The 10,025-nt window shown below is 37.9% G+C and carries 4 protein-coding genes; all 4 read right to left on the bottom strand.

Annotated features, from left to right (window positions below; translation table 11 throughout):
- Positions 1 to 7,112: lamin tail domain-containing protein (locus HGK31_RS14575; protein ID WP_191861095.1), on the bottom strand; the 7,112-nt coding region annotated here is incomplete at its 3' end.
- A 21-nt stretch (positions 7,113 to 7,133) separates the two neighbouring features.
- A complete protein-coding gene (locus HGK31_RS14570; RefSeq protein WP_233451146.1) occupies positions 7,134 to 7,709 on the bottom strand; it encodes a phage tail protein in 576 nt (191 codons plus the stop codon).
- A gap of 20 nt (positions 7,710 to 7,729) precedes the next feature.
- Entirely contained in the window at positions 7,730 to 8,305 is a 576-nt protein-coding gene (locus HGK31_RS14565; protein WP_191861093.1) for a phage tail protein, read from the bottom strand.
- 398 nt (positions 8,306 to 8,703) lie between these two features.
- Positions 8,704 to 10,025, bottom strand: a 1,322-nt coding sequence (locus HGK31_RS14560) for a T9SS type A sorting domain-containing protein (RefSeq protein WP_191861092.1), incomplete at its 5' end; no start/stop codon positions are given.

The raw sequence follows: 10,025 nt of genomic DNA, 5'->3' as shown, positions 1-10,025 counted from the left end.
TGTGATAGCGAAATACTAGCAATCTCACAGTTGTCGTACGAATCACCATCAATATCATCTTCAGTGATACTTCCGTTACCAAATTCGTCTAATTGTACTTGTAAGCTTAAACAATTAACAACAGGTGCTTCGTTGTCTTCAACAGTTACTTCTGTAGTACAGGATACAGTCTGACCATTACCGTCATCAGCAGTCCATGTGACTACAGTAGTTCCTTGAGGGAATATAGCTCCAACAAGCGAATCACTATTGTTATAGTCGTTGGTTATAATTCCAGATGAACAATTATCAGTAAACGTTGCATCCAATTCAGTACCAACAACCGTATAATCACATACGCCAAGGTCTGTATCTAAAGTTGTATTTGGTACACAAGTAATCTCTGGTGCAATGTTGTCTTCAACACGTACAATGGCTACACACGTATCAGAATTTCCATAAGCGTCTGTAACTGTTAAGGTTACTTCAACACCTCTAGCATCAACCGTATGACTACCTAAATCATCAGCATTATTTTGTGCAAATTCAGTCCATTCTGTTCCAAGAGAAGGGAACCCTGCAGTATTATTTATATTTCCTTTAGTGATATTGATGTTTCTTCTCAAGGTTCTGTCTTGAGTTTCATTACCCGCAACATTCCATTCAGCACCTGGATCTTCACCAACACTTCCAAATATGTCAATAACATTTCCGCTATTTACTAATTCATAAGCATCATCACCATTATGACTTAAACTGCCCGAAGTTTGATCAGCTTCAGCTAAAAATGCACCATCGGCACTAGAGTTACAGATTACGTGAACATCACCATCTGCTATGGTTCCAGACAAACTAATATTAGATCCACTAGTGGTTCCATTTGAGTATCTAACTAATGTATAGTTAGTTAAGTTTACTGAACTTCCAGTTCCATTAAAAATTTCAATACATTTATTATTACCACTTCCTTCAATATATTCAGAGATGAATAGATCATTAATAGGTACTATAGCGTTCACATCGTCACAATCAAATGAATTTTGACTGATTGCTAAAGTTACATTGCTACATACATCATAAGAACCACCATCAATATCTCCCGCTACAATTGATGCAGAACCATTAGCGCCTAGTTGAACTGTCATATCTTGACATACAACTACTGGTGCAGTAGTATCAATAACGTTAACGGTAGTTGTACACGAATCAACATTTCCATTTATATCGGTAACTGTTAATGTTATCGTATTTTGACCTATTTCAGCACAGGTAAAACTTTCAGGAGAAACACTTAAGCTAGCAATGCCACAATTATCTTCGCTACCATTAGCAATGGCATCAATATCGACAGATGATAATGTATAGTTTCCAGAATCATCCAATTCAACAGTAATAGAATTACAAACCACAGTTGGTAAAATGTTATCTAAAACAGTTACGGTAGCAACACAAGTATCACTATTACCATTAACATCAGTAACAGTTAAAGTCACTGTTGGTGAGTTTAAGTTACCACTTGACATGCTATGCGTTCCTAAACCAGTCACATCATCTTGCGCTAATCCAGTCCATTCAGTACCCAATGAAGGGAAACCACTCACATCGTCAATATTTCCTTGAGTTACGCTAGAGTTTCTTCTTAATGTTTGATTTTGAGTTGTATTACCAGCTACCGACCATTGTGAGCCTGGATCTTCGCCAATTTTACCAAAAATGTCTACAGCAGTATTCGTGCTCTTTTTCCATAGAACAACGGTGTCATCACCATTCCAATTTACAGCAGTGGCGTTCATTGCAGTCCCGCCATAAACGGAGGCACTAGAGTTTTGATAAACAATTACATTGCCATCATTCAAAATTCCAGATAGGTCATTACTAGTTGAAGGTCCGCTAGCACCATTAGAATACAATCGTAATTCATAGTCAGATAAATCAACATTACTACCAGTTCCGTTAAAAATTTCTATATACTTATTAAAGCTCGAACCTTCAACATATTCAGAAAAGAATAAATCAGCAGCAACTATAGGTTCAGAAATAACAACATCGCTACAATCAAAATTCGCATTATCAACACTAAAGGTTACATCGCCACAAGCATCATCACTACCAAAACCAATCGCATTAATATCTTCTGGAGTTAAGGTATAGTTGCCAGTGGCATCTAATTCAACTGTAATGTCATTACAAACTACTGTTGGCGCCGTAATATCTTCAACTAAAATTACAGTCATACACGAGTTGGTATTACCGTTGTTATCTGTCACAGATAACGTTACATCAATAACTTCGCCAGCATCAGCACAACTGAATGAATTTGGTGATACAGAAATATCTGCAATACCACAAGCATCAGAACTTCCGTCTGCAATTTCTTCTAAATCTGCTTGCGTTAGAGTATAATTGCCTGAAGCATCTAGTTCTACCTCAAAAGGATTACAAACTACATTAGGCGCAATATTATCTTCAACAGTTACAGGAGCCGTACATGTAGAAACGTTTCCGTTTACATCAGTAACCGTAAGGGTTACTGTAGGTCCAGCTGAAGCATCAGACATACTAAAATCGTCAAAGCTTATACGTTCCGCATCATCAATAGAGATGATTCTCACTAAAATATCATCTCCAGTAATATTTGGAGATTCCGAGAATTGCATCCAAGTTGTACTTGGTGCATTAACTACAGGTCCAACATTGATCCAACCAGCGCCAGACTGATTATATTGTACTTGGAACTCGACGTTAGAGCCATCACCATCCCAGTGTCTGTACCAGAATGAGATAGTACCTAAACCACCATCTTTTCCATTGCCATCAAAACCTTTATATAATAGATATTCATTTTCTCCGCTATCATCATTAAAACGTACACCTCTAGAACCAGAATAGGCATGATCACCGGTAAGGGCATTATTAGATTCCCACATACCACTAGCAAGAGTAGCAGTAGCAGTACCTCCATAACTTCCATCGCTCCAATCTTCAAAAGATTCAGTTACAGGAGGATTAGAAGACCCACCACCAATATCGTTACAAGTAAAGCTTGAGTTATCAATAGTTACATTAGCTACACCACAATTATCAGTAGAACCACCATCAACATCGGCTACAGTAAGGGTACCATTACCACTGGCATCTAGCTGAACTACTATGTCTGTAGCACAAACCGCAGTAGGTGGCACATTGTCTTCAACAGTAACTGTTGCATCACAAGTTGCTGTATTACCATTGTTATCTGTTACAGTAAGCGTTACTGTATTAGTACCTATATGTGAACAATCAAAATCCGTTTGACTAGCAGAAAGGCTAGCAATGCCACAGGCATCGTTAGACCCGCCATCAATATCTTCGGCAGTTAGAACGCCCACACCGTTACTATCAAGTTGAACAGTAAAGACTTGACAAACTGTATTAGGTGCAATATTATCTTCAACAGTTATAGTTACTGTACACGTAGCAGAGTTTCCATTTTCATCAGTTACTGTGAACGTAATTTGTGAGCCTCCACCTGATGATAAAGATTGTCCAGTATTTAAAGTTCCAGGACTAGCAGTTGTTGGCCCAACCCAAGGAGCAGTACCATCACCAGTCTGCTGCAAGCTTTGCCCAATAGGTGTGTCTCCTGGTTCTTCGCCAATATTTGTAGAGGTTGCTCCAGAAGCTGCACCATCACTAGCTATTACAATGCCTTCATAAGAAATAAAATCGACCACATTGCCTGAAGTCACTAAAGCTCTACCTTCTGAAGGACCGTTTTCAAAGAACTGACTATTCAAATCAGAAAGGTAGAAAGCAATGGCTCCAAAACCAGAGCCTTCATCAGGAATAATTCCAGAGAGTTGTACGGTGCTATCTAGAGCGTTATCAGAATCATAGGCTAAAAGGTCATATGCCGATAAATCTATTCCAGCAGTTCCAGCAATTTCAATAAACTCGCCGACGTCACCACCATCATTATCATAGTGTATTTCATTAATCCAAACACTAGGTATTACAACACCAGTAGTGGATACATCGCTACAATCAAATGTATCATTATCAACACTAAAAGTCACATCACCACAAGCATCTTCACTACCTAAACCAATAGCATTAATATCTTCCTGCGTTAGGGTATAGTTACCTGAAGCATCTAATTCAACAGTGATATCATTGCAGACTACAGTAGGTGCCACTTTGTCTTCCACAGTAACAGTTGCATCACAAGTTGCTGTATTACCATTGTTATCTGTTACAGTAAGCGTCACTGTGTTAGTTCCTAAATGTGAACAATCAAAATCAGTTTGACTAGCAGAAAGGCTAGCAATGCCACAGGCATCGTTAGACCCACCATCAATATCTTCGGCAGTTAGAACACCTACACCATTACCATCAAGTTGTAAAGTAAAGGCTTGACAAATTGCATTTGGCGCAGTATTATCTTCAACAGTTATTGTTGTGGTACATGTTGCTGTGTTACCATTAGAATCCGTTACGGTTAATATCACAGTAGGAGATGCACCACCACCAGAAACGGTATGGGTTCCTAAATTATCAGAATAGTCTTGAGTAAATTCAGTCCATTCTGTAGCCAGAGATGGAAAATCGGTGGCATCATCAGTATTACCTTGAGTTACACCAGAGTTTCTTACTAAAGTATTATTTGCTGTTGTATTTCCACCCTGATTCCATTCAGAACCTGGATCTTGTCCAACTTTCCCGAATACGTCAATGGGTGTACCATTCTTCAATAACACAACGGCATCATCTCCATTAAAATTAATGTTACTGTTGGTTTCATCAGCTTCGTTTAAGAAAGCAGCAGTTGAACTTGGGTTACAGATTACATAAACATCACCATTGGCAACTGTTCCATTTAAAGCAATAGCAGTAGGCGTTGTACCACCATTGGAATAGCGTTCCAAGGTATATGCACTGGCTGATAGGTCTATAGCTACACCTGTACCATTATAGATTTCTATACATTTATTGTTGCTACTACCTTCAATATATTCCGAGATAAACAAATCGTCGAGAATAGATGGACCGCCGGACAGATCACTACAATCAAACGTGGTGTTATCGACACTAAAGGTCACATCACCGCAGGCATCGGTAGTTCCGTTTCCAATAGCCTCAATATCGGCTTGTGTTAAGGTATAGTTGCCAGAGGCATCTAATTGCACAGTTATGTTATTACATACGGCGGTTGGTGCATCATCAAAAACTGAAAAAGTAGCAACATAGTTTGAACCACCATTATCGGCTTGATGTGTGCCAGAACCTGTATCGTGTGTATAATCTGCAGTTGTGTAAACTTCTAGCGTATAATTACCAGGTGCTAAGCTATTCAATATATCAACATTATGTGTAGCCGTTTGCCATGTTTGGTTTTGACAGCCGGCAGGTGCTCCACCATCATTACTTAAAAAGCCTAAATTTAATTCTATAAATGCACTTGGACTACTACTAGATTCGTAAACTCTATAAAACAGTTTGCTATTTGTAATATCACCAGTATCGCATTTAAATGTTTTGTTTTGTGCACCATTTAAAACGAGTACATCTGTGCAGGTTAGGTTTCCTAAATTGTTAGCATCAAAATCAGTATTAGCAGTATTTGCCATTAAATCGTAATAGGCGCTATTAACGATTACGTAACTTTCAAAAATACCTGAATTTTCATCTAAAGAGTCTGGGTTACAATCGTCATCAATGCCATTAAAATTTATTTCGTCAGCATCTGGATTTACAGCAGCATCGTTATCATCGCAATCTATATCATCATTAAAGCCATCACCATCATTATCAGTTCCAGGGCTAGTACAGACTTCTAGATTATTAAAATAAGCATTACGCTCTGAATTAAATCCTGCATTAAAATTAAACATACGTAAAATTGAAATAACCTGTCCACCAGAAGGGTTTTTTAAGGATTTACTAAAATTATGTGTAGCACCGTTAAATAATTCTGTTATGGTAATATCTACTGTATTATTGGAGGTCATAGTCAGGTCGAACTGTAAACCTTCGTCTGTAAAACCAATTCCAGTTCCTTCTGCGCCATTAAGGTTATCTATAGTGTAGCTAGGTTGACCGTTTGAATAATAAAACTCTAAAAGATTTTCACCAGAATTATTTCTTAAACTAAAACCAACCACACCGCCGGATTCAATCCAACCGTTATCCATTTGAATACTAAAGGTGTCTCCAGTACTTAACGGACTATCAAAGGGTCGAATCATTTCTGCTATTTGTCCAGAATTAGCAAATAAGCCCCAAGCTCCACCCGTGCTATTAATATCATCGTCGTTGTTGTTGTCACCATCACCATTATCAGTTGATGAGGCAGTAAAATGACCTGAATTAGATGTGTCAACAAAAGTCCAACTTCCAAAACCATCAGTAGCTTCATCATTAAAAGCCGTGGAAGCATCTGATGTTTGGCAATTGTCTACAATAGAAATCGCACATCCAGATTCTACTGCTGGATTATATACATTGGTATCATTGCTAACCCAGTTATTACGATTGTGCAATATGGCTCTAATTTGTTCTGGTGTTCCTTCAATAGGGTTTGCCCCAGCGAGGTTACAACTAAACTGCCAATTATCTTGCTCTAAATTACTAATATTAATCAATCTAACTGCGGTATTACCAGTTATCAAATCATCCGGTAGTGCGGAGGTAGCATTATCTATTGCTGCGCCATCCCAGTTGGCATCATCGCCTCCAGAAGCAACATTATTGAATTGTAAACCTGCGATAAATATAGGTGTGCTTATGGAACCTTGAATGGCAAATAATTGATCACCAATGTAAGAATAGGCTGTAGAAACTGGATTTAAGCCAGATAAATCTAGAGTAATAATATCTCCTTTGGATCGCGCTATTCCAGATGTCCAGGTCATTTCACCATCCCCAGGATAGCTAAAGAAGCTATTAGTACTATCATTCCAACCTCTATCAGTAAAAATTATGGTTGTAGCGGCATCAATATCTTTAAGGAGTACAAATGCAAAAGAATCATCAAGATTTGTTGCACCATCTGTATTGCTTCCAAGAAATGCTATATCGCCAGCTGATAAGTTTGTTTGAGTATAACCATTAATTGTCAAAATAATGGTTGCTATCAGTAATAGTATTTTTTTCATAATGATATACTTTAAATTTTTTTAATTTCTCGAAGGATACGTACCAAAAAGACAAATGATATATCTCACAGTTGTATAAGGTGGTATGTGGTTTACAGCTTCACTATTTCCAGTATTACCTGAATTAAAACTACCAAGGGTACCATCGGAAGTTGCTTTAAATCCATTTATGCCATTGCCTGATAAATAATTTCCATTTGGAAGGTCAGATTCACCTTCTTCTGCCGACGGAATAGCTATTACATGACTATGTGAGGGTAAATTGTTTACTGTTAATATATGACCTTCAGAACCTCCCATTTGACCTTGAAATCTGGGAGTTAATCCTGGGCCGTTGCCTGTGTGCATGGCGAACCGACCTCTTAAATCTGGTAAGGCAAATGTGGTTTGACCATTACCGCCATATTGAGTTCCCAAAATTGAAAATAGCGCTGTATTTGAACTTATTGAGAGTAATTGTCCGTCGCAGAATGCCCAGTTTCTTGGAGCGAAATTTCCAGCAAACATTCTTATTTCTCCAATAAAGCCTTCTTGAGCTTGTGAAAAGTTTGTAAAAGAAAATAAAAGTATCGTAAAAATTATAAGTTGCTTTTTCATGATAATTGATATTTTGTTAGTTAGTTTCTTGAAGGAAAAACTCCTTGTAAGCAAATTATATACCTAACTGTTGTAAATGGAGGTACATGATTTACAGCTGCATTGTTTCCACTACTTCCTGTGTTAAAAGTAGCCAAAGTACCATCAGAGTTTGCTTTAAATCCATTGATGCTATTTCCAGATAAAATATTACCGTTTGGAATATCAGTGTCACCAACTTGAGCTGATGGTATGGCAACCACATGACTATGGGGAGGCAAATTGTTTGAGGTTAGAGTGTGGTTTTCAGAACCACTGCGTTGTCCTTGAGGTCTGGGTGTCAATCCAGGTCCGTTGCCAGCATGCATTGCGAAACGACCTCGCAATTCAGGCAAACCGAAGGTGGTTCTACCATCTCCACCGTATGTAGTTCCTAAAATAGAAAACAGTGCTTGATTTTGCGAAATAGGTAATAATTGTCCGTCACAGAATGCCCAGCCTCTAGGTGCAAAATTGCCTGCGAACATTCTAATTTCACCAATAAATGGTTCTTGAGCTTGTAAATTGCCTATTACTGATAATAATAAAAGGCATAAAATAATAATTTGTTTTTTCATGATATGGTTGTTAATTATTGTTTGATTTGTTTGAAAAGAAATCGACTATCGAAAAGAAGAAATTTAAAGTAAAGACTTTTCATTGATTACATGTGTTGGTTAATAACAATACCAAAACACAAGAATCTTTTTACAGAAACACGATAAGAATGTTCTGTTAGAAAATAATAAATTTAAAGTAGACTTTGGTTAGTCTCAACCACTTCGTGAAAAAAGAAGATATGTTGATTAATAGCTTGTTAAAAGTAGGTAATTAAAAATTAAGTTCCCAAAATTTGAAGTTTAATAAATGGTTACGAAATTGTTTTTTCGATAAGCGGTTAAATAATTCAGTTAAATAACATTATCAAAAAACCCTCCAAATAGGAGGGTTTTTTATCACTAAAACTATTTTGGGGTTAGTATCGTACCAGTCTTACGGACTTGGTGATACCACTTTGAGTCACTTTGACGATATAGACACCACCATCGAGTTTATCCCCGAAAATGTGAGTGCCATCAAATTTAAAGTTTCCTTTATGTACCAGTCTGTTGTTCATATCAAATACTTGAACTTCAACATCATCTGTACTGATAGCTGTTTTCAATCTTAAGTTAAAGTTTGAGTTAGAAGGATTTGGCCAAGCCAAAACCTCCATATCAATACCCATTCTTAAGTCATTGTTATCGCTTACGTCTGTACCACCAGAAACAGGTTGGTCAACAGGACACGGATCACATAAATCATCGGCATTCCAGATGACGTTTTTATTACCATGCACGCGGTTAGCAATAAAGAGTCCAGTCATATAAGTAGGCGCACCATTCTGGTTGCCTTTTACCAGTAACTCATGATAATAAGCATGAATACTAGCGCGTACATTAGACTCTTTTTCAATCTGTACATCCTCATTAACATAGAAGACCACTTTGTTCGGGTCATCGTCATTAATAGTACCATTTTGAGCGAGCATGAACTTCTCATTGATGAAGACATTAGCACAGTTTTCAAATTCAATCGAAGCGCCATCAAAGGTTTTTAATTCATTAATGTAAACATTAGACTGACTGAATATCACCGTTGCGTTTTGTTTAACAGTAATGACATCATACACACTTCCATTAAGGGTTTGTGTTTGGTTGTTATTTACTGTCACATCTGGACTACTGTTGTTTGAGAACGTATTAAACACAAATGCAGGGATGGTTGGGTTTGCAGGTGCAAACACCTGACCGCCAATAGTACTTCCTTGATTCAGGTTAAAGCTCACGGCCTGACCAAAATCAACCACGGTAGTTGCTTGGTGTAACTTGATATTTCCAATATTTGGATCCATAGCACCCACACCACCTGATTGCACTAGGTTGTTACCATGTAAGAAGACTTCTTCTTCTGCAATAATAGTATAGGCAGCAGTAAGCGCACCAGCATCAAACCCAGTTACTTCAAATTCAGCATAAGCTGTACAGTTAGTAGCCGATGTGACTAGCACACCATAAATACCATTGCCAGCCACTTCAATAGAAGCCGTTTCTTCACCGGAGTTCCATAAGTATTCTACAGCCTCATCACTGTTAGCCGTTAAGACTACTACAGCACCTTGGCAAAACTCTGGAAGCTCACTTTGTGAAATAGTGACTTCTGGGAAGCTACCATCAACGGTAACGACAGCTGTACACGTAGCGCTATTACCATAATCATCAGTTACGGTAAGCGTTACAGTATTGTCACCCTCTTCAG

Source organism: Hanstruepera ponticola, assembly GCF_012931685.1.
In the GTDB taxonomy this organism is placed as follows: Bacteria; Bacteroidota; Bacteroidia; order Flavobacteriales; family Flavobacteriaceae; genus Hanstruepera; species Hanstruepera ponticola.
The sequence above is the reverse complement of the archived record's forward strand: the minus strand, read 5'-3'. Positions and strand labels throughout refer to the sequence as shown.

What these genes read in the sequence shown, in the direction of transcription:
- HGK31_RS14570 (WP_233451146.1), bottom strand. Translation starts at nt 7,709, where the DNA reads ATGAAAAAGCAACTTATAATTTTTACGATACTTTTATTTTCTTTTACA.
- HGK31_RS14565 (WP_191861093.1), bottom strand. Translation starts at nt 8,305, where the DNA reads ATGAAAAAACAAATTATTATTTTATGCCTTTTATTATTATCAGTAATA.